The organism is Nocardia sp. Marseille-Q1738 (assembly GCF_965283145.1).
The window spans coordinates 961,431-985,018 of sequence record NZ_CBDIMS010000002.1; the positions used below are offsets into that span (position 1 = coordinate 961,431).

Genomic DNA, 23,588 nt, shown 5'->3' on the forward strand with positions numbered 1-23,588 from the left:
TTCTTCGACGAAGGCGGGCGCTGCCCGGTAATTCGACGTGTCAGCGGGCGGATATCCGGCAAAAGCTGGCGCGGCCGGGTCGCGTTTTCGCTCCACCTACCAGCCCCGATCACTACGATGGTGATCAACTATCCGACCACCGGCTGGCGGAGGAACGGTCATGGCGTTCTATCGGCACGTGGGTGCGGTACCGCCGAAGCGGCACACCCAGCATCGCGACGAGCAGGGCCGGCTCTACTACGAGGAGCTGATGGGCGAGGAGGGCTTCTCCGGCGACTCCTCGCTGCTGTATCACCGCGGCCTGCCGCCCGCGCTCGTCGATTCGACGGTGTGGGAGCTGCGCGATCAGACCACGAAGCCGAATCATCCACTGCGCCACCGGCATCTACGACTGCATGCGCTGTTTCCCGGTGACACCCCGGCCGAGACCGATCCGGTCACCGGGCGGCGGCTGCTACTCGCCAACGCGGACGTGCGGATCTCCTACGTGGCCGCCAAGAGCCGATCGCCGCTGTACCGCAACGCCATCGGCGACGAACTGGTGTACGTGGAGTCCGGCGCCGCGATGGTCGAGACCGTGTTCGGTCCGCTGTCGGCGCGTCAGGGCGACCAAGTGCTCATCCCCCGGGCCACGACCCACCGCTGGCTGCCCACCGGACCGGAACCGTTACGCGCGTACGTGATCGAGGCGACCGGCCACATCACGCCGCCCAAGCGCTACCTGTCCAAGTTCGGCCAGCTGCTCGAACACGCCCCGTACTGCGAACGCGACCTGCACGGACCGACCGAGACGCTCACCTCGACCGGCACCGACGTGGAGGTGCTGGTCAAGCACCGGCCCGGCGGGCAGGTGGTGGGAACGCGCATGGTCTACGCCACTCACCCGTTCGACGTCGTCGGCTGGGACGGCTGTCTGTACCCGTTCACCTTCAACATCGCCGACTTCGAACCGATCACCGGCCGCATCCATCAGCCGCCGCCGGTCCACCAGGCATTCGAGGGCGGCAACTTCGTCATCTGCAATTTCGTCCCGCGCAAGGTGGACTACCACCCGCTATCGATCCCGGTGCCGTACTACCACTCCAACGTGGACTCCGACGAGATCATGTTCTACTGCGGCGGGAATTACGAGGCGCGTAAGGGGTCCGGGATCACGCAAGGCTCGGTCTCGGTGCACCCCGGCGGCTACGCACACGGACCGCAGCCCGGCGCCTACGAGAACAGCATCGGCATCGAGTACTTCGACGAGCTGGCCGTCATGGTGGACACCTTCCGGCCGCTGGAACTCGGCGAAGGCGCGCTGGCCTGCGAGGACCCGACCTACGCGTGGACCTGGTCCGGGCGGGGTCCCGCATGAGGACCAGGGTCGAGGTACCCGCCGAATCCCTGTTCGGTCCGGACAATCTGCCCTATGGCGTGTTCGCGCCGACCGGCCAGGACTTCCGGGTGGGTGTGCGGTACGGCGATCAGGTCATCGACCTCGCTGCGACACTCGAGGATTCCGTATTCGCCGGTCCCGATCTGAATGGTTTTCTGGCGCAGGGACCGGCGCGCTGGCGCGACGTACGCGAACAGATCCGTGAACTGGTGGACAGCGAGATCGACCCTGCAGCAGTACATCCCGTCGGCGACGTAGCGCTGCGACTGCCGGTGCGAATCGGCGACTACGTGGACTTCTACGCCAGCATCGATCATGCGACGAATCTGGGCCGCCTGTTCCGGCCCGACGCTGACCCGCTGCTGCCCAATTGGCGTCACCTGCCGGTCGGCTACCACGGTAGAGCGGGCACCGTGGTGGTCTCGGGCACCGAAGTGACTCGGCCATGCGGTCAGCGCAGAACTGATTCGGGCGCCCCGGATTTCGGCCCGACTCGGCGCCTGGATATCGAAGCGGAGCTCGGCTTCGTGATCGGCCTCGGCTCGGACCTCGGCACGCCGGTCGCGATCGACCAGTTCGCCGACCGGGTCTTCGGCGTCGCGCTGGTCAACGACTGGTCCGCCCGCGACATCCAGGCCTGGGAGTACCAGCCGCTCGGCCCCTTCCTCGGCAAGTCGTTCGCGACCTCGATCTCGCCGTGGATCACCCCCCTGGCCGCCCTGGAGTCCGCACGTATACCGCTGCCCGAGCAATCACCCATGCCACTGCCCTACCTACGCGGAACCCAAGACTGGGGCCTGGACATCGATCTCACCGTGACATGGAACAACCAACCGGTCGCCTATCCGCCCTACTCCCGGATGTACTGGTCACCAGCACAGATGCTGGCCCATCTCACCGCGAACGGCGCATCCACCCGCCCCGGCGACCTGTACGCCTCCGGCACCATCTCCGGCCCCGCCCCGAACCAGCGCGGCTCGTTCATCGAATTATCCTGGGGCGGAACCGAACCGGTCCTGGTGAACGACCAGAAGCGCACCTTCCTGGAAGACGGCGACGAGGTCACCATCACCGCATCGGCTCCAGGCCCTCAGGCGGCACGGATCGGATTGGGCGAGGTCACCGGCCGAATCCGCCCCGCCCGCACGCGCTGACACCCCGGAACTGGTACCCCCGGAATCGACGTCTTAGCAGAAGATCCTGCGGCCAGTAGCGTCTGCCACCGGAGGAGGAACCCATCGGGGGCAATGCAGGAGAAGAATTATGAAACGCTCGTTAGCCGGACTCGTCATCGTCGGCGCCCTGTTGATCCCCGGACACTTCGCCACCGCGACCGCCACGGCATCCCCGGCCCCAGTGGCCGACTCCGGCTCATCCTCTACCGGCTCCGGCTGCACCTCCAGCCAGCCGCCAACTTGCAGCTCGCCCCTCGCCTACCTGTTCGTCCAACTCGTCGAGGCCCTCGCCACCGGCTCCGCCGCCGCCCGCTGACGCGTTCTCGGTCGAGCCTGCATACGCCGTGGACCCCATCCGTCAGCGCGACAGATGGGGCGGCGGTCGTTCGTCTGCCCATGGGCTGATCGACCCGTCTTCCAACGCCTTGCGGATCAGGTTCCGTGCCGTCTATGCGCGTGGGTCATGATCGGATCGCATTCGATCCAGAGCGCCGTAATGTCACCGCGAGATGTACTCATCGTGAGGGACGGCTTTGTCCCACACCCGATTCCATACCGCCCTACAATGTCCGACGATCACCGGGTCTTGTGTGAACGCACCGCCCATGAACTGGCCTGACGGCTCGAAGACGGTGAACGCCACGAGTTTGTCATCGAACAGCCAGAAGTCGTCCGTGGTCAGCTCGGCGGGGTCGATCAGGTGCCGAGCCAGGTAGCGCACATCTTCGCCCGCGGCGATGTTGCGATGCGCGACCACCATGCACCACCGCGCGTAGTCGGTGTGTGGCTCCGTGACGACGCGGGCACGCCGCACAACTCGCCTGTTGCTCGTGACTTCGTGGATCAGGCTATCCCAGTCGTCGCACCATGCGTAGTCGTCCGGCTCCCCGGCGAGGAACTTACGGAACGGTTCGTCTTCCTCGGGCGTCGAGTAGCTATCGAGCACTTCCAGGTGATATGCCGTCCGCTCGAACTTGTGGAAGTACTCATCGAACGCCTCCCTCTGCAGCAGCTGCATCCCGCAATCTCCTTCCTACACGTACCTCGAAGCCAGTCGCTCACAGAGCGATCTCAGACGCCGTTTGGGTAGCGCATCGCATGACGTGACGCGCGATCGGTGACCACGGGCAGCTCCAGCGTCGCTTCGGCAGCCATCGTGAAGTACTCGACGCTGTGCCGTCCCGGTGGACGGGATGTGGAGCGATGGCGGCCCAGCATGTACCCGAGCACGAACGACCCAACCGCGGCGAGCGCGAAGACGATCACGACCATAGCGACTCGCAAGGCAGGGGCCGCATGTCGTCGCGTACTTCATCGTCTATCAGCACGGGAACACCGAGCCAAGCCCCGACGTCCTTCGCGTACAGAATCGCTGCTTGCCTCGCTGCGCGGAAGTCGAACACGAGTAGCCCGAACACGATGCGCACGTGGCACTGATCTCCTTTCACGCCAATCCCTTTCGGTGAACGGATTGGCTCTGAGCCGGGTGAACGACAAACGTCGAGCTCACCCGGCCCATTGCAGACGACGCTAAGGACCTGAGCGCGAAACTCTGAACGAGTTTGCTACTGTTTTCTCGTCGGTAGGATTTCTGTTGACTGGTTTTCCCCGGTGTCTGACTATCGAATCATGAAAGAAAACATGGGAAACGGTCTGCCTGAAGGCACAACCACGCGCTTAACGTTCCTGGGCAAACACACCCAGGGCGGAGATTCGCCCACGTTGTACTTCACCGATCACGGCACCTACATCGTCCAGGGCTGGAAGGTACCCGGGTACGACGACCGAGTGGAGATTTCACACCCGCTACTCGCGTTCCTCAGGCCGGGGACGTGCCTGGGTGTGTTGCTTCAGGACACCGGCCACGGGACATTCATCCTCAGCGGCAAGCCGGTGACCGACCCAGATGTATTGGCGGAGATGAGCATCCCGGGCCACGAGACCTGCATCGAGGTACCGCAGGGAAAGAAGATCAGGAAGTATGCAACTCCTGCGGCATGAGGCGTTTTACGACCTCTTCCGTTCGTTCAAGCACACCGCCTGCCATCTCGAAGTAGTCGACACCTACTCCACACCCGAAGAGTCCGAGCCGTTCCGCAAGTTTCTCGCCGGAGAGCCCGACGACTTCGAGTGGTTCGAGGACTGGACGAACCTCGTTCGCGAGGTAACGACGTCCGGGAAGGTGATGCGGCGCGTCCGCGTCGTCACGGAGCCACATGTCGACTACACGCGGTGGGGTCTCGTCGTCGCGCACCACAACATCGAGGCCGGCGAGGACATCCGGTATCTGTCCAGGCACCTGATCGACCCATCCGAGCTGTCAGCGGATGACTTCTGGCTGTTCGATGACAACCTTGTATCCTTCACCACCTTCACTCCCGATGGCGCTGCTGGTGGAGGCGCGGTCACGACGGACCCCGTGATAGTCGAGTACATCCGCAGCGTGTGGGGTCGGGTGTGGGACAGGGCCGTCCCCCACGCTGAATACATCCGGGCGTGACCACTACTGCGAAACAGGCCCGCGAGGCGTTCGGTGAGCGCCTGCGCAACCTCCGTAAGGACGCTGGGTTGACCGGCAGGCAACTCGCTGAGCTTGCCGGTTGGCCTGGCTCCAAGGTCTCGAAGATCGAGTACGGCAGGCAAGTGCCGACCGATGACGACCTCCGCGTCTGGTGCATCCACACCCACAGTGCCGATCAAGTACCCGACCTCATCGCCACTCTGCGGAACGTCGAAGCCGCATACCTCGAATGGCGTCGGATGCGATTGCCGCACAGGCAGAAACAATCAGTAGCTGTCGCGGCTAAGACCAACCTCATGCGCTGCTATGAGCCCGTCCTTGTGCCGGGTCTGTTGCAGACACCGCCCTACGCCGAAGCGATCCTTCGCCGGGTACTCGACTTCTACGACGGACCAGGCGACGACCTCGAATCCAGCCTTGCCGCGCGCCTCGAACGTCAGCAAGTCCTGTACCGGGGCAACCACCGCTTCTACTTCATGCTCGCTGAGCAGGTTCTGCACACCCGCGTGGGCAACGCAGACACGATGCTCGAACAGATGGACCGCTTGCTCACGGCGATGTCTCTGCCTCGCGTCGTGCTGGGCATCGTCCCGTCCGAGCACGAATACCTCGCGCCGACAAACAACTTCGCCATGTTCGACAGCCGCATGGTGCAGGTCGAGACCATCTCCGCTGAGCTGACGATCACGCAGCCCAGCGAGATAGCGTTGTACGAGAAGGCATTCCACCGCCTCAAGGACGAAGCCGTGCATGGGCAGGACGCACGGGCCATGATCGCGGCAGCGATGGACGAGTTGCGCGGCAGGTGACTTCACTTGCAACAGAACTCACGGCGTTCCTAGGAGGGGATGTGCCTGACCCATCGGTGTCGGATCTGGTCGGCTCGGTAGTCGATGCCGGACGAGACTGGAACCTGGAGATCATCTCCGATTCTCGAGGCGATTTGTGGATCACCGGTCGAGGCGGCTCGCCGATGCATCCGGCCGTGCCGATCAGGTTCACAGAAGACGCGCTGCTCGAGTACTACCGAAGCATTGCCGAGGATCCCGCCCGCCAGGAGCAGTCTCCGTGGGAGTGGTGGATGACGTTGATGTCGACCCACCTGTACGAATCGCTCTACGAGATGGACAAGATCGGCAAGCCGTGTGCCGTGGTTATCGGGGCAACCGGCTTCACGGCCTCCGCAGCCGATGATCGCGACGTGACATAGCCACGGATGCGCGGCGGGATACGGCGTCGATGACGTCGCCTCCCGAGTTGGCGGGTGCGGACGCCGGTTCCGCCGCCCGCCGAAATACGGCGGGCGGCGGGCGATCGTTACGAAACCACGGGCAGGTAGACCGCGTTGCCGCTGTTGGCGAACTCGGCGGACTTCTCCGCCATCCCGGCCTCCAGCGCCTCGGTCTCGGTCATGCCCTGCTTGGCGGCGTATTCGCGCACGTCGGCGGAGATCCGCATGGAGCAGAACTTCGGGCCGCACATGGAGCAGAAGTGCGCGGTCTTGGCTGGCTCGGCGGGCAGTGTCTCGTCGTGGTACTCGCGCGCGGTGTCCGGGTCCAGCGACAGTGCGAATTGGTCACGCCACCGGAATTCGAAACGCGCCTTGGACAATTCGTTGTCCCGGTCCTGCGCGTGCGGGTGTCCCTTGGCGAGGTCGGCGGCGTGTGCGGCGATCTTGTAGGTGATCACGCCGACTTTCACGTCGTCGCGGTTGGGCAGCCCGAGGTGTTCCTTCGGCGTGACGTAGCAGAGCATGGCGGTGCCCGCCTGCGCGATGATCGCGGCGCCGATGGCCGAGGTGATGTGGTCGTAGGCGGGCGCGATGTCGGTGGCGAGCGGGCCGAGGGTGTAGAACGGCGCCTCCTCGCACAGCTCCTCCTCGAGCCGCACGTTCTCCACGATCTTGTGCATCGGCACGTGGCCGGGGCCTTCGATCATCACCTGCACGCCATGCGATTTCGCGATCTTGGTCAGTTCGCCGAGGGTGCGCAGCTCGGCGAACTGCGCCTCGTCGTTGGCGTCGGCGATGGAGCCGGGCCGCAGGCCGTCACCGAGGGAGAAGGTGACGTCGTAGCGTGCGAGGATCTCGCAAAGTTCCTCGAAGTGCGTGTACAGGAACGATTCCTGATGATGCGCAAGGCACCACGCGGCCATGATGGACCCACCGCGCGAGACGATGCCGGTGACGCGCTTGGCGGTCAGCGGCACATAGCGCAGCAGCACGCCCGCGTGCACGGTCATGTAGTCCACACCCTGCTCGCACTGCTCGAGCACGGTGTCGCGGTAGATCTCCCAGGTCAGCTTGGTCGGATCGCCGTTCACCTTCTCCAGTGCCTGATAGATCGGCACGGTGCCGACCGGAACCGGGGAGTTGCGCAGAATCCACTCGCGCGTCTCGTGGATGTTCTTGCCGGTGGACAGGTCCATGATCGTGTCGGCGCCCCAGCGGGTCGCCCACACCATCTTCTCCACTTCCTCGGCGATCGAGGAGGAGACGGCCGAGTTGCCGATATTCGCGTTGATCTTGACCAGGAACTTCTTGCCGATGATGGTCGGCTCGAGCTCCGGGTGATTGTGGTTGGCCGGGATCACCGCGCGGCCCGCCGCAACCTCTTCGCGCACCAGCTCCGGCGAAACCCCTTCGCGCGCGGCGATGAAGCGCATCTCCGGCGTGACGATGCCCTGGCGGGCCCAGGCGAGCTGGGTACGCGGACCCTCGACCGTGGGCTTGGCCCAGGTGTCGCGCAGTTTCGGTAGACCGGCTTCCAGATCGATGGTCGCCGTGTCGTCGGTGTACGGACCCGACGTGTCGTAGACGTCGAAGTGCTCACCGTTGGTCAGGTTGATCCGGCGCACCGGAATGCGCAGGTCGTCGACCTCGAGATAGTGCTTGACGCTGCCCTCGATGGGGCCGGTGGTGACGCTGTCGACAGGCGCGGAACTGCCGTCGGATGCAGCGGTGGATGCCATTCTTTCCTCCCTACGCCGGCATTACCCGGTCAGGTTCATACGGTCGACGGCCCTGACGCCTCTCGGCTAGCCGTCCTCTCAGCCCGCTGGTGCGAGCCCCCGTTGGTGTGAAATTTCCCGCCCGACCATACCCGGCCCGGACACGCACATGCCGGGGGATTCGACAAGATGGGCGAACTCCGAGGTCGACGGTCCGAGAAGGACGCCGCCGAGGGCAGCGGCTCCCGGCTGACCGACGCGTCCGACGAAGCTCGCCTCAGCGCTCCCGCGGCCCGATGGGGAATCCGAGCGCGCCGAAAGTCGCATTGAGATTGATCTCGATTTGGGACAGCAGCGCGTCGGTGTCGGCGAGCATGGACACCACGTTCTCGGTGCGGCAGCCGATCTGGTCGGGAGCGCCCGGCGCCAGCCGTGCCTTCAGCCAGTTGAAGGTGTCCGCCATGCCGAGTGACGGCAAACTCAGGTGTTCGCTGAAGTGGTCGCGCTGGTAGACCACCGACGCGCCGCCCGCGCAATACCGCTGTGCCAGAAGGTCATTGGTCCAGATCGGCACCGCCTCATCCCAGACGCCGTGGTACAGGAAAATCGGTGCGGTGGGGATGTTCCGGCCGAGCACCGTCGCGTCGAAGACCTCCGCGATCTCCGGGACGGCGAGGAAATCCGCGATCGGAATCGTCAGCATGCGCTGATAGTCGACGAACATCTGAGTCAGCGCGTTACGCGGAAGGCATTGCGCGGCAGTGCGATCCATCAGCGCTCGGCCTTCGGGCGTCAGGTAGCGATCGGACGCCTCGCGGAATTCGGGGTACGCCTTGCGGAGCGACGAGATGCCGATGCCGATGAGACTGGAGAACATCGACCCGTTGACGTGCAGCAGGGAGACGACATCCGAGGTCGGCGCGCCGAGCGCGATGCCCTTGACGTCCAGTTCGGGGGCGTAGGCCGGTTGCATCTCCGCTGCCCAGCCCGAGGCCATCCCGCCGCCGGAATACCCCCACAGCGCGACCGGTGTGTTCGCGCCGTCCAGGCCCAACGGCTCGAAGCGTTCGGCGGCGCGAATGCCGTCGAGGGTCATGTAGCCGGGCTCCTCGGCCACCGCGAGGTGGCCCTCCAGGCCCTCGTAGTCCGGGATGGAGACCGCCCAACCCTGGCTGAGCAGCGCGGCGACCGCGATCAATTCGCTCTGCGAGTGGATGCCTTCGGCACCCGGCAGCCCCGCACCCTGTCGCAGCACGAACGAAGGGGCGCAATCGGGGCTCGCGCTGTCGTAGTAGAACTGCAGCGAGACCAGCGGGCGAGACCGATTCGGATCCGCGCCCGCAGGCAACAGCACGGTGGTCACCGCCGCGGCGGGTCGCCCGAACAGATCGGTGGTCCGATACAGCAACTGCCAGGACCGGACGTTCAGCGGCAGCACGGTGAGCACTGCCAGCCGCACCTCCCGTGCGCGAAGGATACCGCCCGGCGGCCGTGACTCGAACCCCTCCGGCGGCTGATAGAACGAATCCGTTTGCGGCAGCGGCACTGCCGTAGCCGGTGCGCCTCCCGCGAGCAAAACGCAGCCCACCACCACCGTCACGACCGCCGTGGCCAGCACGCGCACCCCGCGGCAGGCCAGATCTCCATTGATCACCGACACGTCCTTCCCTCATCGACGTGACAGTGATTACAACATGATGGCAAGTTACCAACAAGAGCTCTTGTTGAAAATGCGGTCGCGGCCCCGCGACCAGGTCAGTTGCCTTCGGTCGATTCCGGTGTGGCGGAGTGGTCCGGCAACCCGTGGGTGCGGCGGGCTTCCTTCATCTCCGCCTCGTAGATGTGGCGGCGGCCGTCGAGAAGTTCGTCCCGGACCGCGCGTTCGATGCTGCGGAACAGGTCGAAGTATCCGTCGTCGTATTCCTCGACGACCTGGAATGTCCAGCGTCCCGCGAGGACGTTGCGGCCGATCAACTCGGTGGAGATCCGGTCGGCGATCTGGAGGTGACCCGCCGCGCGGAACAGGTCCACCACGAGGTCGAGCATCAGGTCGGCACGGCCGGTCAGCTGATGGAAGGCGTACAGGTGGCCGCGGGCGCGCTCGGCGGTCTCCAGCGCTTCGGAGAGCTTTCCGGTGGCGGCGACGGTGGCGTCGTCGACGCCGTCGGGCCTGCGGTGACGAACGTCCGGGCGGTCGGTCATGACCTCGCTCCTTCGTCTTCTCCGGCGTGCGCTCATGATCTCCGCGGGGCTGACCGGCCTGCTGCCGGAGATCGAGACGCTCGTGTAGCGGCGGTACCCGGGTACGCCGCTCTCAAGCACGGGCGCGACGGACGCGCCGACCGGTCCCCGGCTATCGTCGAGAGATGACCCGCAGCACCTCCGCCGCGCGGCCTGCCGCTCCCGGGTCCCGGCGCCGGATCCGTGGCCTCGACGCCGAGCAGCGCAGTGCCCAGCGGCGTAGCCAATTGCTCGACGCCGCCACCGAACTGTTTGCCGAGCAAGGTTTTTCGGGAACATCGATCGAGCAGATCTGCCAGCGCGCCTACGTCGGGACCAAGGGCTTCTACGATCATTTCGACAGCAAGGAAGCGTGCTACATCGCGTTGCTCGAGCAGGTGACCGCACAGATCCAGCAACGCGTCACCGACGTCGCGGCCGGGGCAGCGGACTCGCCGTGGCCACATCGCGTGGAGGCGATCATCGGCGCCTTCGTGCACGCCATCACGGACGATCCGCGGCTGGGCAAGGTGACCTTCGGCGAAGCGGGTGGCATCTCACCCGCCGTCGAGCGGCAACGCCGGACCAATCGACGCTGGGCGGCGGCATTCCTGGACCAGCAATGGTCGGAGGCGCGAGACGCGGACGAGGAGCGCGGACACCTGGCGTTGGCGCTCGCCACCATCGGCGGCGTCTTCGAACTGGTCACCGATTGGCTACATCAGGACAACTCGGCCGACTCGGCCTCCATCCTCATCGAGGACCTGACCCGATTCATCACCGTCGTCCACGCGGGGCGACGAGCCTCGCCGTGAACCGCGCGCCCTACTCCCCCGCGCGCAGCAGCGCGGTCACCCGCAACGACGTCTCGTGCAGCCGGTTGAACACTTCCAGCACGAGTTCCATCTGCTCGGCGGTGTAATCCGCCAGCGCCGCCCCGAATTCCCTCGCCAGGATCTCGTAGTGCGGGGCGATCTCATCGATTCGTTCCTGGATCACGCTCACGATGACCCGCCGCCGGTCCTGCTCGTCGTGCTCGCGGCGGACATAACCGGACTTCAGCAGGCGGTCGATCATTCTGGTGATCGCGCCGGTGGTCAGGCCGGTCTGCGTCGCGAGTTCCCCCGCGGTGGCCGGGCCGCCGAGGCGCAGCAGGTTCAGGCAGCGCAGGTCGGTCACATGCAGCCCGAGTCGATCGGCCACCGCCTGGTGCATCATCACCGCGTCGGTTGCGCTGCGCTGGGCGGCCATGGTCAGCGCGGCATCCAATTCGGCACGCTTCGGCATATTGACAACCTCGTGTTACTCGGCCAACATCTTACTCAGTCAACTACTTACTCGATCAGTTATTGATCGATTCATTCTACTGGAGATGCCATGACCGTCGACCAGCACACCGACGAGGACGCCATCCGTCAGCTGCTCACCAGCCAAGCCGAAGCGTGGACCAAGGGAGATGCCGAAGCTTTCGCCGAGGTTTTCACCCCGGACGCGGACTACGTCACCTGGGTGGGCTCACACTTCAAAGGCCGCACCGCGATCGCCGCCTCCCACGTGCCACTGTTCGAGAAGTACCTGAAGGGCACCCGTTTGGACGGGGAGGTCACCCAACTCCGTTTCCTCACCCCCGATGTCGCGCTTATCCACAGCAAGGGCGCGGTGCTCAAAGGCAAGCAACGGCGCACGCGCCGCAACACCAAGGTGCAGACCACCATCGCCGTACGACAGGACGGCCGATGGCTGCTCGCCGCCTTCCAGAACACCAAATACCACTGGTTTATGGAAACCCTTGCGGCACGGTTCGATTCACGCCAGAAACCGTCCGCAGTGGCCGGATAGGCTTTCGTCCGAGTGGACCGTCAGGCCCAAGGGAGGCAACCGGCGATCCGGAGGCGGGTCGCCAATCCGGAGGAGACACGGGCACTGGAGCCGCTGCCGGCGGTGAGAGCCAGGAGGACGTCCGCACCGAGCCCAGCTCCGAAAGAACATCCCAGCACGTTGACGTCGATCCAGATGTTCTCGTCGGGGCCACTGGGCGCAGGCTCATCGGCGTGCGCCGGGCTTGCTCCGGCCACGGTGGCGGCGGCCAGTATCACGGCGATGGTGCTGGCCTTGATGAATCGCACTTGTCCTCCTGGTGCGCGCTCGGCGCAGTTCTCTTGCCTGGTGGTCGATCTGAGGTGTTTCGGGCGTCCGCCGCGCCGGGCCGACGTTCCGCCGCGTAAATGATTGACCAATCGGGAGCCGGGGGAAACGCGCCGGAGGGGCACGTCACATCAGCACCACTTCTCGGCCAGGTCAACGACCTTCGCAGCATGATCGACACCGGGCGGAAGAACCTGGGCCGGAGCCACGCTGACGTGCGTACACGAAGGCATGCTCGGAGATTCAGGACAGGGACGGCCGCCCGCTAGCGGAGCATCTGGTCGATCAGACGCCGAGCGGCACGATCGGTCCGCTCGACCTCGCCGGTGATCAATCGATCCTGGAGTATGCCGCGGAGGCCCGAGACCAGCAGGGTTGCTACGACTTCCGGATCGTCGGCGACATCGAGACGGCGCAGCCCGTCGGTGAGTGCCGAGATAAAAGTGGCGATGGCCGCGGTGGCGTAGTCCGCGTACGGACTGCGCGGAGCACAGGCCGCACCGAGGACTTGGAGCATCACCTTGACGCTCGTGACGCCAGCGCCCGAGGTATTGGCGGTCCAGAAATCCCACAGCCGTTCCCGGAGTTCGGCCGCGTCGGTGATGTCGGCGAACAGGGCCGCGATGTCGGGGCGCTGGGTCGCGAGTGCTTGGACCAGGAGCTCTTCCTTGGTTGTGAAGTAGTAGATCAGCATGCGCGAGCTGGTGCCGAGTTCGGCGGCCAGTGGGCGCAGCGACAGGTCCGCGAGACCGTGATCGGCGATGTAGCGCACGACGGCGGCGAGCAGTTCGGCGCGTTTGGCGTGGTCGAGGGGGCGGGCCATGAGTTGACTGTAGCGATTGGTACAGGTATTCATGACATCGTGACTGTAACAATCGCTTCAGAAACTCGGGATTCGGTCGTGGTCACCGGATACGCGGCGATCACCTCGCTAGCCGACGACATGGACACGACCTGGTCCGGACTACTGGCCGGACGCAGCGGGATCGGCGTGCTCGATGACGATTTCGTGGCCGAATACGACCTGCCGGTCCGCATCGGCGGAAAGCTGAAGTCACACCCCGGCGCCGAACTGACCCGAATCGAACAGCGCCGCCACTCCTACGTCGAGCAAATGGCGCTGGTGCTCGGCCGCCGGGTCTGGCGCTCGGCGGGCGCGCCCGAAGTGGACGGCGAGCGGCTGGCCGTGGCCATCGGCACCGGCCTCGGCGGCGGCGACGCGCTCATCTCCGCGGTCGACGCGATGCGCGACGGCGGGTACCGCAAGGTGTCGCCGATGTCGGTGCCCATGGTGATGCCGAACGGGCCCGCCGCCACCGTCGGACTCGAAATCGGCGCGAGGGCAGGAATTTTCGCGCCGGTCTCGGCCTGCTCGTCCGGTTCCGAAGCCATCGCGCACGCCTGGCGGCTGATCACGACCGGCGAGGCGGACGTGGTGGTCGCGGGCGGGGTGGAAGGCCATATCGACGCCGTGCCCATCGCGAGTTTCGCCATGATGCGCGCCATGAGCACCCGCAACGACCAGCCGGAACGTGCCTCGCGTCCGTTCGACCGGGACCGCGATGGCTTCGTCTTCGGCGAGGCGGGCGCCCTGTTGGTGCTCGAGTCCGAGCGACACGCGCGGGCCCGCGGCGCCACCGTGCACGGCCGGATGCTCGGCGCGGGCATCACGTCGGACGCCTATCACATCGTGGCCTCCGAACCGGAGGGGATCGGGGCCGCACGAGCAATGCGCAAGGCCATCCAGACCGCGGGATTGCAGGTTTCGGATATCCAGCACGTCAACGCGCACGCCACGTCGACGTCCATCGGCGATGCCTCGGAAGCCAACGCGATCGCGTCCGTCGTCCCCGACGCGTCGGTCTACGCGCCCAAATCCGCGCTGGGACATTCGATCGGGGCGGTCGGCGCCTTGGAATCTTTGGTCACCATGCTCACCCTGCGTGACCAGGTCGTTCCGCCCACACTGAATCTCGACAACCGCGACCCGGCGATCGATCTCGACATCGTCGCGGGCGCACCGCGGCCCCAGCACATCGACTTCGCGCTGAACAACTCGTTCGGGTTCGGCGGTCACAACGTGGCCCTCGCGTTCGGCCGGGTCTGACCCCCGCCCGGTCGCGACGCGGGCTACAGTCGATACACAGCCGACCGATCGTCCCAAAGAACGGACAACGACGTGAACGAGCGTCTGCGAGCGAGCCGACGAAACAGCGCGCGGTTGCGCACGACGATGCCGAGCGAGGCGCGGCCGTGAGTGACGCCTTCTATCTGCCCGATCCGGAGCACCCGGATCGGTTCCTCTCCACCGAGCTCACCCGCGGCCCCTGGTCGCCGGACGCCCAGCACGCGGGGCCGCCCTCCGCGCTGCTCGGTCACGTGATCGAGCGGTGCGAGCCGCGACCAGGGTTTCAGGTCGGGCGCGTCGCGGTCGAAATCCTCGGCCCGGTCCCGCTGGCACCGCTGACGGCGACAGCCCACGTCGCCCGGCCCGGCCGCAGCGTCGAACTGATCGAGGCCACGCTGTCCACCGATCGCGGGCCGGTGATGCGGGCGAATGCCTGGCGGTTCAAGCTTGCCGACCCGGAACTGCCAGTGCCGGAACGCTTCGTGCCCACCGGCGTGCGCCCCGGCCCCGAGCAGGCGTCGGTGCCCGCACAGTTCCCCTCCGCTCAGCCGGTCGGCTTCCACACCGCCATCGAATACCGCTTCGTCAGCGGCTCTTTCGCCGAACCCGGCCCCGCGATCTGCTGGATCAGGCTCAAACACCCGATCGTCGCGGGCACCGATCCGAGCCCGCTGGAACGCACCCTCGCGGCCGCCGATTCCGGCAACGGCGTCAGCGCGGTCCTGGACTGGTCGAAATACCTGTTCATCAATACCGATTTGACGGTCACCCTGCATCGCCAGCCAGCAGGCGAATGGGTCTGCCTCGACGCCGTCACCCATCCCCAACCCCACGGCATAGGAATGGCCGAATCGTCGCTCTACGACGAAAAGGGCCCCTTGGGCCGCAGCACGCAAACCCTATTCCTCGGCGTCCGTTAGCCGAGGCAGACCCCCGGCGGGCGGGAACCGATGAACGGTCGGGTCAACCCTGCGGCGAGGCCGAATCGAGCATTGGCCGAATCATCTTGAAGCCGAGATAGATTCGCGTCCACACGCTTCTACAAGGCGTTATGGTGCCAATCATGGAACCTGGTGCGCTGCTGCGTTCCGCTCGCGAGGCGGCCGGTATCTCGCTGCGCGCGATGGCCGAGCGGACCTACTACAGCAAGGCTTACTTATCGCTGATCGAGACCGGCCAGCGCCCGATACCGACTGGTGTCGCCGCCGCCTACGAAAGGGTGCTTGGCGCGGACTTGGACCGGCTGACGGCGGCGGTGCGAACGCCGGCCAGCGTGGACTCCGCCGCCCTGTCCGACGTGGCGGTGATGTTGGCGGCTACGCGCCGAATCGAGGACGCGGCCGGGGCTGTGACGGTACTTCCTGCGGTGCGCGGCATGTCTGCCATGACCGAAGACTTTGCCCGTGAGGCGCGCACAGCACGGGCCGAAGCGGCGGCCCTCGCGTCCGAGGTCACCCAGTACCGGGGGTGGCTGGAACACGCGATCGGAGCCGACGCCGCCGCCCGGCGCAGCCTCGGCACCGCAGTGAGCTTGGCGAAGGAGTCCCGTGACCCGGACCGGCTTGCGCACAGCTTGGGCTTCCTCGGCTACGTGACTGTGAGTGCGGGGAATTACGGCGAAGTCATCGCCCTGTCGGACGCCGCGCTGGCAGTACGGGACGCGCACCCCACTATCAGGGCCTACGGGCGAATGCGGCGGGCTGAGCTCTTGGCCGCTCGGGGGGAGGCGAGTGAAGCACAACGCGCGCTGGCTATGGCCGACGCAGCGGCGGAAGCGACGGATGGCATCGAACCTCCCCCGTCGATGTATTGGTGGAGCCCTGGATTCGGGGCCGTGCAGCGTGGTGGCGTTCTGGCGCTGATGGGGCACACGACCAAAGCAATCGAGGAGGCGACACACGGCCTGGCCGCGATGCCAGCCGAGCATCTCCGGACTGAATGGCTGGCATCAGCGCAAGTATTTGGCCGCGGCGGCACCCGAATTCGATTTTCTGGGTGAGGAATTCGATGACAGGTCGGCAGAGATCAGTGGCCGGTCCATGTGGGTTCTCGACCCGATCGACGGAACATCCAACTTCATCCATGGACTGCCGCTCTGCGCCGTGTCGCTAGCTCTGGTTCAGGACGGCGAACCGGTGATCGGAGTCATCGGCGCACCATTCCTCGGCCTCGAGTACTACGCTGCCGCCGGTCAGGGCGCGTATGGCAACGACAAGCCGATCAATGCGAGCCGCACCGAAATGCTGAGCCGAGCAATCGTTTCCATCGGCGATTACGCGGTCGGAGCGGAGGCTGAACTCGAGAACAAGCGCCGCATTGCCCTCACCGCCGCGCTGGCGGCGACAGTCGAGCGCGTACGAATGTTCGGGTCGGCCGCCCTCGATCTCGCGTGGGTCGCGGAGGGACGGACCGATGCCTGCGTCATGCTGTCCAATAAGCCCTGGGATACGGCCGCTGGTGTGGTCATCGCACGCGAAGCCGGCGCTATCGTCCTCGACTCCACCTCCCGTCGGCACAGCCTCGACTCCGCTGACACGGTCGCCGCATCCCCTGCCGTCGCCGACGAATTCATGACTTTGATCAACAAATCGATCCGCTGATCAACGGCACAACGAGGACTTGATTTGCCAGACCGGCCATTGGCCGCGCCGGATTTACTCAGGGACGGGTGGAGATCTGCTGGACGGCCCAGCCGTTCCCGTCGGGATCGGTGAAGAAGAAGAAACCGACGTTGTCCAGCGGGTCGGGCATGGGGGTCGGGTTCTCGCCGAGGACCTGGATCTCGGTGACCTCGACGCCGCGGGAGACCAGTTCCTTGTGCGCCCTGAGCAGATCGTTGACGACCAGTTGCAGGCCCTGCTGCGATCCGGGCGTCATGTCCGGCACGGCGCCCGCGCCGATGACGATCGAGCAGCCCGAACCGGGTGGGGTGAGCTGCACGATACGCACGCCGTCGGCGATCTTCGTGTCGTGGTCGACGGCGAAGCCCAGCTTCTCCGCGTAGAACTCCTTGGCTCGGTCGATATCCGACACGGGCACGATCACAACCTCGAGTGTCCAGTTCACAGCGGATCCTTTCGGGGGCGGACAGCGGTATTCGTATCAGTGCAGACCGCCTCACGCGGCGAAATTCATCGGCGCGCTACCGCCGCGTCCAGCGCCAGGCGAACTCGTCGGGTGCGGGAGGTGGGCCGGGCAGGTCACCGTCCGCGCTGAGCCCGGCCACGAGCATGGCGAGCACGCGGCGGCGCAGCTGGACGGTGCGTTCCCGGCTCGGCAGCGCGATGGCTGCGCAGGACTCCAGGATCAGTCCGAGATCCTGCGGGGTGACGTCTGGACGCAGTTTGCCGGTGGCGTGGGCGCGGCGCACGAGCTCCTCGGTCACCGCTCCGGAATGCTGCACGTCGGGCAGGATGGACTCGTCCGGGGTGAAGGTGCCCGCGAGATGCACGGTGAGCGAGTGCACGTCCGCGTCGACCACCCGCTCCAGGAAGCCGACCAGGCCGCGCCAGCCGTCCGAATCCTCCAGCGCCGCATCGGCTTCCGCGTTGTAGCGGCGGAGGCCGTCGTAACAGAGCGTGCGTAGCAGCGCCTCCTTGCTCGGGTAGCGCCGGTACAGCGCGCTGATCCCGACGCCCGCGCGTTCCGCGACGGCGGAGATCGGGGCCGAGGCGTCGGCGAGGAACACCGCACGGGCGGCCTCCAAGATCAAGCCGTCGTTGCGGGCTGCCTGCGCCTTGCGGCCGGGCAGACCCTTCTGAGCTGGGGCATCGGATGTCTTCGGCATGAATCCAGGATAGCACTTGAAACGGAATGATCCGTTCTGATACCGTTCAAACAGAACGAAGCATTCCGTTTCACTGAGGAGCAGGACATGACCGCGATCACCCCCTTCCGCATCGACGTCGACCAGGCCGACCTGGACGACCTGCGCGACCGGTTGGCCCGCACCCGCTGGGCCGAGCAGATCCCCGGATCGGGCGACACCTACGGGGTGAGCGTCGAGCGCGTCCGCCACTTGGTCGACTACTGGCGCGACGGGTTCGACTGGCGCGCGGTCGAGGCGTCGCTGAACGCCTACCCGCAGTTCACCACCGAGATCGATGGCCAGAACATCCACTTCCTGCACGTGACAGCCGAGCAGGACAACGCCTTTCCGCTGGTCCTCACGCACGGCTGGCCGGGCACCTTCGTCGAGTTCGTCGGCCTGATCGAGCCGCTCACCGCAGCCGGATTCGATCTTGTGATCCCGTCCGTGCCGGGGTATGGATTCTCCGGCCCCACCACGGAGGCGGGCTGGAACGACACCCGGATCGCTCGCGCGTGGGCGGAGCTGATGCGACGACTGGGCTACACCCGCTACGGTGCGGTGGGCAACGACGGCGGCGCCTCGATCTCGCCGGAACTCGGCCGGGTGGCGCCGGACAACGTGGTGGGCGTGCACGTCGCGCAGGTGTACTCGTTCCCGTCCGGCGATCCGGCCGAGCTGGCCGACCTCACCGAGGACGAGCAGCAGGCGCTGGCCACCCTGGACTGGTTCGTCAAGAACAAGATGGGCTTCAACGTCCTGCAATCCCAGCAGCCGCAGACGCTGGCGCACGCGATCATGGACTCGCCCGCCGGACTGGTCGGCTGGAACGGCCAGCTGCTCGGCCCGGACCTGGACGACGATTTCGTGCTCACCAACATCGCGATCCACTGGCTGACCGGCACCGCGGGTTCGGCGATCCGGCACTACTTCGAGAAGGACAAGGGCGAGCGTCCCACCACACCCACCACGGTGCCGCTCGCGCTCTCGGGCTCCACCGGCGATTTCCACGGCATCCGGCGCTTCGCCGAGCGCGACCACAACATCGTGTCGTGGCGGACGCACGACGTGTTCACCCACTACCTGCACCATGTGGCGCCCGCGCTCATGGCGCAGGAGATCACGGAGTTCTTCGCGAAGTACCGCTGACCATTCGTCCCGAGGCCGCGGCCTGCATCCGATCGGATGCAGGCCATGCGCATGCGTCCAACGCTCGAGACAGTCTCTTATGTCATCGAGACTCACGGCCATGGTTCGTCTCGTCTCCCGCTGATGTACTGGATTCAGCAACAGCACAACAGCTTTCGAACAAGGAGATGGACACCATGAAAATCGCGGTCTTCGGAGCCACCAGCACCGTCGGACGTCTCGTCGTCGAGCGGGCCTTGCAGGAGGGTCACGAGGTCACGGCGTTCACCCGCAACGCGGCGAGCGTGGGGCAGCGGCACGTACGGCTGCGCGTGGTGGAAGGCGACGTGCTGGATACGAACTCGGTGCAGCGTGCGGTGGAGGGCCAGGATGCCGTGCTGATCTCGCTCGGCAACGGCCGCAAGGGCGTCGTGCGGGCGGGCGGCACCAAAGCGATCATCGAGGCGATGAACCGCACCGGCGTCAAACGGCTGATCTGCCAGACCACCCTCGGCGTCGGCGACAGCAAGGGCAACTTGAACTTCCTGTGGAAGTACGTGCTGTTCGGGCTGCTGCTGCGTCCGGCCTACGCCGACCATGTCCTGCAGGAGGAATACGTCCGGGCCAGCGACCTGGACTGGACCATCGTGCGGCCGAGCGCCTTCACCGATGGACCGCGCACCGGCAGCTACCGGCGCGGGTTCCCGGCAGACGAGCGTGGTCTCACCCTGAAGATCGCCCGCGCCGACATCGCGGACTTCATGATCGAGCAACTGACCGACACGACCTACCTCCATCAGGCGCCCGGCATCTCCAACTGAGAACCGGCGCGCCCTGCGCGACCACGGAGAGGCCGCTCATACTGGAAAGGACGAAGCGGCCCACGCCCCCGAATCCGGGACGTGGGCCGCACTCGGGCAATGCCTTTCAGGCGTGCTCGTGCAGTTCGCCCCAAGCCGGGAACGGGTCGGGGTACTCGGCCCACGCGCCCGGACCCTCGGCGAACTCCGCGTCGGTGAGCAAGGCCGCGTCCAGCAGTGCGCGGACCCCGTCGCAATCCAGCTTTATACCGATGAAGACGATCTCCTGCCCCGGCGGCACCTCCAACGACGACCACCACGCGGCGGGTTCGAAGACCAGGTTCGGCCCGGCCTGCGACCAGACCGCGGCCAGCGTCGACCGGCTCGCGATCCAGCAGAACCCCTTGCTGCGCAGCAGACCGCGCAGCTGGTCCAACGCTTCGGACAAGCGCAGCGGATGGAACGGCCGGTCGGCGGTGTAGGTGAGGCTGCGAATGCCGTACTCCTCGGTCTCGGGCGTGTGCCCACCGGCGAGTTCGTCCGCCCATCCCTCGGCCTCGGCCGCGACCAACGGGTTGTAGCGGCCGGTGTCCAGCACCTCCGCCAAATCCACAACGCCGTTGCTGGTGCGCAGCACCCGGGCGCGCGGATTGAGCCTGCGCACCGTCGCTTCCACCGCGCCCGCCGCCGCGGCGCCGACCAGGTCGGTCTTGTTGACCAGCAGGACGTCGGCGAATTCCACCTGGTCCACCAAGAGATCGGCGATGGTGCGGGCGTCACCGTCGCCCGCTTGCAGGTTTCGCTCGGCCAGCGCCTGCCCGCGCGCCACTTCGGCGAGGAAGGTCGAAGCGTCGACCACGGTCACCATGGTGTCCAGCCGCGCGATGTCGCCGAGCCGGAATCCGTCTTCGAATTCCCAGTCGAAGGTCGCGGCCACCGGCATCGGTTCGGAGATACCGGTCGACTCGATCACCAGCTGGTCGAACCGCCCCTCGCGGGCGAGCCTGGCGACGGCCTCGATCAGGTCCTCGCGCAGCGTGCAGCAGATGCAGCCGTTGGTCAGCTCGACGAGTTTCTCCTCGGTGCGGTCCAGGTGGCCCTGTCCCGCGACCAGCGCGGCGTCGATGTTCACCTCGCTCATGTCGTTGACGATGACCGCCACCCGACGGCCCTCCCGGTTGGCGAGGATGTGGTTGAGCAGCGTCGTCTTGCCCGCACCGAGGAAGCCGGACAGCACGGTGACGGGAAGCAGATCGGAGTCCATGGCGTAAATGATAACGATTTTCATTTGCTGTCGACGTTCGGGTTCCGGTTGCCGGTGGCGACGCGGCCGGACCGCCGTAGGGTTTGACTCGTGAAACTGCTGCCATTGCCCGCCGAGGGGCAGACCCCCGTCCGGGCGCTCACCATTGCCGGTACCGATTCCGGCGGAGGCGCCGGAATCCAGGCCGATACCCGCACCATGGCGCTGTGCGGAGTGCACGCGCTGGTGGCGGTGGCGGCGGTGACCGTGCAGAACTCGGTGGGCGTCAGCGGCTTCCACGAGATCCCGCCGCAAGTCGTGGCCGATCAGGTGCGCGCGGTCGTCGGTGACATCGGCGTCGGCGCGGCCAAGACCGGCATGCTGGCCTCCACCGCGATCATCGAGGCGGTCGCGGCCGTATGCCAGGAGGTCGGTATCGGCCGCGACGGCCACATTCCGCTGGTCGTCGATCCGGTCGCCGCCTCGATGCACGGCGACCCTCTGCTGCACATCGAGGCGCTGGACGCCCTGCGCAACACCCTGATTCCGCTCGCGACCGTGATCACGCCGAACCTCGACGAGGTCAGGCTGCTCACGGGTATCGAAGTCGACGACGAGGATTCGGCGCGGCGCGCGGCGGAGGCGTTGCACAAGCTCGGGCCACGATGGGCGATCGTCAAGGGCGGGCACCTGCGCTCCTCCGAATCCAGCACCGACCTGCTGTTCGACGGCAAGCAGTTCCTCGAGTTCACCGCGCCGCGCATCGCGACGGGCAACGACCACGGCGGCGGCGACACGCTGGCCGCCGCGATCGCCTGCGCGCTGGCGCACGGCTATCCGGTTCCCGACGCGGTGGAGTTCGCCAAGGAATGGACCTACCGCTGCCTGGCCGCGTCCTACGATCTGGGCGCGGGCCACGGGCCGGTATCGCCGCTGTGGCGGCTGCACGAAAACTGACCGGGCAACCACTCAGCGAGACGGCGACTTCCGGCAGCACCGCACGGCGCGGCACCATTTCTTGTCGGTGGGCGCTGCGATACTGAGGTCGTCGCAAACACAGGTGGCTTCAATGGTGAAGGCAATCAGAACAACGGCGTTCGGTGTGTATGCGACAACCGGCCTCGGCGTCCGCCCGGGCGGCGCCACGGTCACCTACGGGAAACGGCAAGGTGCAGAGGACGGTCGGCATCGATGACGATGCCGTTCAGCCGTGCGTTCGCCGCCACCAGCGCGGAGATGATCTCGGCGAGGTAGGCGACGAACTGCTCGATCGGCATGGTCGGTGTCTCCAGCCGGTTCGCGCCGAGCCACCAGTCGGTGGCCGAGGCCACCGCACCGAAAATCGAATAGATGACCAGTTCCGCGCTCGCGATCGGCACCGACTCGTCGCCCGATGCCCCCGCGAACAGCTCGGCGGCGCGCTTCGCCGACTGCCTGGCCGATTGCAACGCACGGCCGGAGTCGTCGGATCGTTGCGTGAAGTGGCCGTGCAGGATGAACCGGAAGACGTTCGGGTGCTGTGACACCACCAGCACATATTCCGACGTTCCGCGGCGGACGAGTTCGCCGGCCGAATCGTTGGTCAGGTCGAAACTTGCCGTGATTCGTTCCCACAGTATGTCGCGGACCCGGTCGACTATCGCGTTGTAGAGGTCGGCCTTGTCCTCGAAATGGCGATACAGCTTCGGCTTCGCCGCGCCGGCCTCCTTGGCGATATCGCCCATGCTGACTTCGGGGCCGAACTTATCCAGCGCACGGAATGCCGCGTCGACGAACTCCTCGCGGACCTTCAGACGATGCTCCCGCCATCGCTCGGTGCGAGCGTCGACACGCTTTCGCGGCACCTCGTCTGTTCTCGGGCCGCTACGCATCACGAATCCGGATGCTACCCGCTACCACCGGTTCCTATACGCGGCCGTCGGCCGGTGTAGCCGGCCTCGCTCAGCGCTTCCTGGGGTCGGCGCCGCTATCGTCCGCGGCCTTCGCCTTCTTCTCCGCTCGCTTTTCCTTGATGGATTTCCCGGACTTCTTGGACATCGAACTGCGCGGAGATTTGTCGGACAATCGTGGTCCTTTGCTCGGAGAACCTGAGT

29 protein-coding genes and 1 riboswitch are annotated in these 23,588 nt (G+C 66.2%); of the genes, 16 read left to right on the forward strand and 13 right to left on the reverse strand.

Translation table 11 applies throughout. The annotated features are described in order from the left end of the window. Window positions 1-160 precede the first annotated feature (160 nt). The 3 genes from ACWPXK_RS12845 to ACWPXK_RS12855 all read left to right on the forward strand — a co-directional run bounded on the left by ACWPXK_RS12845 (window position 161) and on the right by ACWPXK_RS12855 (window position 2,869). Window positions 161-1,357 carry a homogentisate 1,2-dioxygenase gene (locus tag ACWPXK_RS12845; protein WP_454196271.1) on the forward strand — a complete coding sequence of 399 codons (1,197 nt, stop codon included), beginning with the start codon at window positions 161-163 and terminating at the stop codon, window positions 1,355-1,357. Next, on the forward strand, window positions 1,354-2,532 hold the full coding sequence (fahA, locus tag ACWPXK_RS12850) for a fumarylacetoacetase (protein WP_454196272.1): 1,179 nt from the start codon (window positions 1,354-1,356) through the stop codon (window positions 2,530-2,532). Before ACWPXK_RS12845 ends, fahA begins: the two co-directional genes overlap by 4 nt. Before the next feature lie 109 nt (window positions 2,533-2,641). Then, entirely contained in the window at window positions 2,642-2,869 is a 228-nt protein-coding gene (locus ACWPXK_RS12855; protein WP_454196273.1) for a hypothetical protein, read from the forward strand. Window positions 2,870-3,052: 183 nt separating this feature from the next. Here the strand turns inward: ACWPXK_RS12855 and ACWPXK_RS12860 are convergent, their stop codons facing one another. Beyond that, on the reverse strand, window positions 3,053-3,571 hold the full coding sequence (locus tag ACWPXK_RS12860) for a DUF6879 family protein (protein ID WP_454196274.1): 519 nt from the start codon (window positions 3,569-3,571) through the stop codon (window positions 3,053-3,055). Window positions 3,572-3,624: 53 nt separating this feature from the next. Continuing rightward, window positions 3,625-3,819, reverse strand: a complete 195-nt coding sequence (locus ACWPXK_RS12865) for a hypothetical protein (RefSeq protein WP_454196275.1) — start codon at window positions 3,817-3,819, stop codon at window positions 3,625-3,627. Window positions 3,820-4,182: 363 nt separating this feature from the next. Between ACWPXK_RS12865 and ACWPXK_RS12870 the strand changes: the two genes are divergently transcribed. The 4 genes from ACWPXK_RS12870 to ACWPXK_RS12885 are packed head-to-tail and all read left to right on the forward strand — an operon-like array spanning window position 4,183 to window position 6,284. After that, window positions 4,183-4,554 carry a hypothetical protein gene (locus ACWPXK_RS12870; RefSeq protein ID WP_454196276.1) on the forward strand — a complete coding sequence of 124 codons (372 nt, stop codon included), beginning with the start codon at window positions 4,183-4,185 and terminating at the stop codon, window positions 4,552-4,554. Further along, entirely contained in the window at window positions 4,535-5,053 is a 519-nt protein-coding gene (locus tag ACWPXK_RS12875; RefSeq protein WP_454196277.1) for a DUF6879 family protein, read from the forward strand. The genes ACWPXK_RS12870 and ACWPXK_RS12875 overlap by 20 nt, the downstream gene beginning before the upstream one ends. After that, window positions 5,050-5,883, forward strand: coding sequence for a helix-turn-helix domain-containing protein (locus ACWPXK_RS12880; protein ID WP_454196278.1), 834 nt, complete (start codon window positions 5,050-5,052; stop codon window positions 5,881-5,883). The genes ACWPXK_RS12875 and ACWPXK_RS12880 overlap by 4 nt, the downstream gene beginning before the upstream one ends. Window positions 5,884-5,924: 41 nt before the next feature. Further along, on the forward strand, window positions 5,925-6,284 hold the full coding sequence (locus tag ACWPXK_RS12885) for a hypothetical protein (protein WP_454196279.1): 360 nt from the start codon (window positions 5,925-5,927) through the stop codon (window positions 6,282-6,284). 107 nt (window positions 6,285-6,391) lie between these two features. On the opposite strand, the gene thiC is transcribed toward ACWPXK_RS12885, so the two are convergent. The 3 genes from thiC to ACWPXK_RS12900 all read right to left on the reverse strand — a co-directional run bounded on the left by thiC (window position 6,392) and on the right by ACWPXK_RS12900 (window position 10,225). Further along, window positions 6,392-8,044, reverse strand: a complete 1,653-nt coding sequence (gene thiC, locus ACWPXK_RS12890) for a phosphomethylpyrimidine synthase ThiC (RefSeq protein WP_454196280.1) — start codon at window positions 8,042-8,044, stop codon at window positions 6,392-6,394. Next, a riboswitch (TPP riboswitch) is annotated at window positions 8,035-8,157 on the reverse strand. It overlaps the preceding gene by 10 nt. 143 nt (window positions 8,158-8,300) lie before the next feature. Further along, window positions 8,301-9,677, reverse strand: coding sequence for a lipase family protein (locus ACWPXK_RS12895; RefSeq protein ID WP_454196281.1), 1,377 nt, complete (start codon window positions 9,675-9,677; stop codon window positions 8,301-8,303). 101 nt (window positions 9,678-9,778) lie between these two features. Further along, a complete protein-coding gene (locus ACWPXK_RS12900) occupies window positions 9,779-10,225 on the reverse strand; it encodes a hypothetical protein (RefSeq protein ID WP_454196282.1) in 447 nt (148 codons plus the stop codon). Window positions 10,226-10,389: 164 nt separating this feature from the next. Here ACWPXK_RS12900 and ACWPXK_RS12905 point away from each other — a divergent pair, with 164 nt between their 5' ends. Continuing rightward, entirely contained in the window at window positions 10,390-11,058 is a 669-nt protein-coding gene (locus ACWPXK_RS12905) for a TetR/AcrR family transcriptional regulator (RefSeq protein ID WP_454196283.1), read from the forward strand. 10 nt (window positions 11,059-11,068) lie between these two features. Here ACWPXK_RS12905 and ACWPXK_RS12910 read toward each other — a convergent pair whose 3' ends face one another. After that, complete coding sequence (locus ACWPXK_RS12910) at window positions 11,069-11,530, reverse strand: MarR family transcriptional regulator (RefSeq protein WP_454196284.1); 462 nt, start codon at window positions 11,528-11,530, stop codon at window positions 11,069-11,071. 90 nt (window positions 11,531-11,620) lie between these two features. Here ACWPXK_RS12910 and ACWPXK_RS12915 point away from each other — a divergent pair, with 90 nt between their 5' ends. Next, window positions 11,621-12,082, forward strand: coding sequence for an SgcJ/EcaC family oxidoreductase (locus ACWPXK_RS12915; protein WP_454196285.1), 462 nt, complete (start codon window positions 11,621-11,623; stop codon window positions 12,080-12,082). 20 nt (window positions 12,083-12,102) lie between these two features. On the opposite strand, the gene ACWPXK_RS12920 is transcribed toward ACWPXK_RS12915, so the two are convergent. Beyond that, complete coding sequence (locus ACWPXK_RS12920) at window positions 12,103-12,369, reverse strand: hypothetical protein (protein WP_454196286.1); 267 nt, start codon at window positions 12,367-12,369, stop codon at window positions 12,103-12,105. 284 nt (window positions 12,370-12,653) lie between these two features. Continuing rightward, a complete protein-coding gene (locus tag ACWPXK_RS12925) occupies window positions 12,654-13,211 on the reverse strand; it encodes a TetR/AcrR family transcriptional regulator (protein WP_454196287.1) in 558 nt (185 codons plus the stop codon). Between the two features lie 39 nt (window positions 13,212-13,250). Between ACWPXK_RS12925 and ACWPXK_RS12930 the strand changes: the two genes are divergently transcribed. The 4 genes from ACWPXK_RS12930 (at window position 13,251) to ACWPXK_RS12945 (ending at window position 17,116) form a co-directional block, all read left to right on the forward strand. After that, a complete protein-coding gene (locus tag ACWPXK_RS12930) occupies window positions 13,251-14,495 on the forward strand; it encodes a KasA/KasB family beta-ketoacyl-ACP synthase (RefSeq protein ID WP_454196288.1) in 1,245 nt (414 codons plus the stop codon). A 146-nt stretch (window positions 14,496-14,641) separates the two neighbouring features. Continuing rightward, entirely contained in the window at window positions 14,642-15,436 is a 795-nt protein-coding gene (locus tag ACWPXK_RS12935; protein WP_454196289.1) for a thioesterase family protein, read from the forward strand. A 143-nt stretch (window positions 15,437-15,579) separates the two neighbouring features. Then, a complete protein-coding gene (locus ACWPXK_RS12940) occupies window positions 15,580-16,515 on the forward strand; it encodes a helix-turn-helix domain-containing protein (protein WP_454196290.1) in 936 nt (311 codons plus the stop codon). Next, window positions 16,478-17,116: an inositol monophosphatase family protein gene (locus ACWPXK_RS12945; RefSeq protein WP_454196291.1), complete on the forward strand. Its 639-nt coding sequence runs from the start codon at window positions 16,478-16,480 to the stop codon at window positions 17,114-17,116. Before ACWPXK_RS12940 ends, ACWPXK_RS12945 begins: the two co-directional genes overlap by 38 nt. Window positions 17,117-17,174: 58 nt before the next feature. Here the strand turns inward: ACWPXK_RS12945 and ACWPXK_RS12950 are convergent, their stop codons facing one another. Both ACWPXK_RS12950 and ACWPXK_RS12955 read right to left on the reverse strand, forming a co-directional pair. Next, on the reverse strand, window positions 17,175-17,582 hold the full coding sequence (locus tag ACWPXK_RS12950; RefSeq protein ID WP_040784385.1) for a VOC family protein: 408 nt from the start codon (window positions 17,580-17,582) through the stop codon (window positions 17,175-17,177). A gap of 76 nt (window positions 17,583-17,658) precedes the next feature. Then, entirely contained in the window at window positions 17,659-18,303 is a 645-nt protein-coding gene (locus ACWPXK_RS12955) for a TetR/AcrR family transcriptional regulator (RefSeq protein ID WP_454196292.1), read from the reverse strand. 87 nt (window positions 18,304-18,390) lie between these two features. Between ACWPXK_RS12955 and ACWPXK_RS12960 the strand changes: the two genes are divergently transcribed. Next, window positions 18,391-19,473, forward strand: coding sequence for an epoxide hydrolase family protein (locus ACWPXK_RS12960; protein WP_454196293.1), 1,083 nt, complete (start codon window positions 18,391-18,393; stop codon window positions 19,471-19,473). 176 nt (window positions 19,474-19,649) lie between these two features. Next, complete coding sequence (locus tag ACWPXK_RS12965) at window positions 19,650-20,273, forward strand: NAD(P)-dependent oxidoreductase (RefSeq protein WP_454196294.1); 624 nt, start codon at window positions 19,650-19,652, stop codon at window positions 20,271-20,273. Window positions 20,274-20,379: 106 nt separating this feature from the next. Here ACWPXK_RS12965 and ACWPXK_RS12970 read toward each other — a convergent pair whose 3' ends face one another. Continuing rightward, a complete protein-coding gene (locus ACWPXK_RS12970) occupies window positions 20,380-21,516 on the reverse strand; it encodes a GTP-binding protein (protein WP_454196295.1) in 1,137 nt (378 codons plus the stop codon). Window positions 21,517-21,606: 90 nt separating this feature from the next. Between ACWPXK_RS12970 and thiD the strand changes: the two genes are divergently transcribed. Further along, window positions 21,607-22,452, forward strand: a complete 846-nt coding sequence (thiD, locus tag ACWPXK_RS12975; protein WP_454196296.1) for a bifunctional hydroxymethylpyrimidine kinase/phosphomethylpyrimidine kinase — start codon at window positions 21,607-21,609, stop codon at window positions 22,450-22,452. Window positions 22,453-22,643: 191 nt separating this feature from the next. Here thiD and ACWPXK_RS12980 read toward each other — a convergent pair whose 3' ends face one another. Both ACWPXK_RS12980 and ACWPXK_RS12985 read right to left on the reverse strand, forming a co-directional pair. Next, the gene (locus ACWPXK_RS12980) at window positions 22,644-23,339 is read right to left on the reverse strand and encodes a TetR/AcrR family transcriptional regulator (protein WP_454196297.1); all 696 of its coding nucleotides are present in this window, start codon (window positions 23,337-23,339) and stop codon (window positions 22,644-22,646) included. 97 nt (window positions 23,340-23,436) lie between these two features. Beyond that, window positions 23,437-23,559, reverse strand: coding sequence for a hypothetical protein (locus ACWPXK_RS12985; protein ID WP_454196298.1), 123 nt, complete (start codon window positions 23,557-23,559; stop codon window positions 23,437-23,439). Window positions 23,560-23,588: the final 29 nt, after the last annotated feature.

What these genes read in the sequence shown, in the direction of transcription:
- ACWPXK_RS12955 (WP_454196292.1), bottom strand. Translation starts at nt 18,303, where the DNA reads ATGCCGAAGACATCCGATGCCCCAGCTCAGAAGGGTCTGCCCGGCCGC.
- ACWPXK_RS12915 (WP_454196285.1), top strand. Translation starts at nt 11,621, where the DNA reads ATGACCGTCGACCAGCACACCGACGAGGACGCCATCCGTCAGCTGCTC.
- ACWPXK_RS12970 (WP_454196295.1), bottom strand. Translation starts at nt 21,516, where the DNA reads ATGGACTCCGATCTGCTTCCCGTCACCGTGCTGTCCGGCTTCCTCGGT.
- ACWPXK_RS12905 (WP_454196283.1), top strand. Translation starts at nt 10,390, where the DNA reads ATGACCCGCAGCACCTCCGCCGCGCGGCCTGCCGCTCCCGGGTCCCGG.
- thiC (WP_454196280.1), bottom strand. Translation starts at nt 8,044, where the DNA reads ATGGCATCCACCGCTGCATCCGACGGCAGTTCCGCGCCTGTCGACAGC.
- ACWPXK_RS12940 (WP_454196290.1), top strand. Translation starts at nt 15,580, where the DNA reads ATGGAACCTGGTGCGCTGCTGCGTTCCGCTCGCGAGGCGGCCGGTATC.
- ACWPXK_RS12875 (WP_454196277.1), top strand. Translation starts at nt 4,535, where the DNA reads ATGCAACTCCTGCGGCATGAGGCGTTTTACGACCTCTTCCGTTCGTTC.
- ACWPXK_RS12910 (WP_454196284.1), bottom strand. Translation starts at nt 11,530, where the DNA reads ATGCCGAAGCGTGCCGAATTGGATGCCGCGCTGACCATGGCCGCCCAG.
- ACWPXK_RS12860 (WP_454196274.1), bottom strand. Translation starts at nt 3,571, where the DNA reads ATGCAGCTGCTGCAGAGGGAGGCGTTCGATGAGTACTTCCACAAGTTC.
- ACWPXK_RS12925 (WP_454196287.1), bottom strand. Translation starts at nt 13,211, where the DNA reads ATGGCCCGCCCCCTCGACCACGCCAAACGCGCCGAACTGCTCGCCGCC.
- ACWPXK_RS12870 (WP_454196276.1), top strand. Translation starts at nt 4,183, where the DNA reads ATGAAAGAAAACATGGGAAACGGTCTGCCTGAAGGCACAACCACGCGC.
- ACWPXK_RS12960 (WP_454196293.1), top strand. Translation starts at nt 18,391, where the DNA reads ATGACCGCGATCACCCCCTTCCGCATCGACGTCGACCAGGCCGACCTG.
- ACWPXK_RS12900 (WP_454196282.1), bottom strand. Translation starts at nt 10,225, where the DNA reads ATGACCGACCGCCCGGACGTTCGTCACCGCAGGCCCGACGGCGTCGAC.
- ACWPXK_RS12965 (WP_454196294.1), top strand. Translation starts at nt 19,650, where the DNA reads ATGAAAATCGCGGTCTTCGGAGCCACCAGCACCGTCGGACGTCTCGTC.
- ACWPXK_RS12845 (WP_454196271.1), top strand. Translation starts at nt 161, where the DNA reads ATGGCGTTCTATCGGCACGTGGGTGCGGTACCGCCGAAGCGGCACACC.
- ACWPXK_RS12855 (WP_454196273.1), top strand. Translation starts at nt 2,642, where the DNA reads ATGAAACGCTCGTTAGCCGGACTCGTCATCGTCGGCGCCCTGTTGATC.
- fahA (WP_454196272.1), top strand. Translation starts at nt 1,354, where the DNA reads ATGAGGACCAGGGTCGAGGTACCCGCCGAATCCCTGTTCGGTCCGGAC.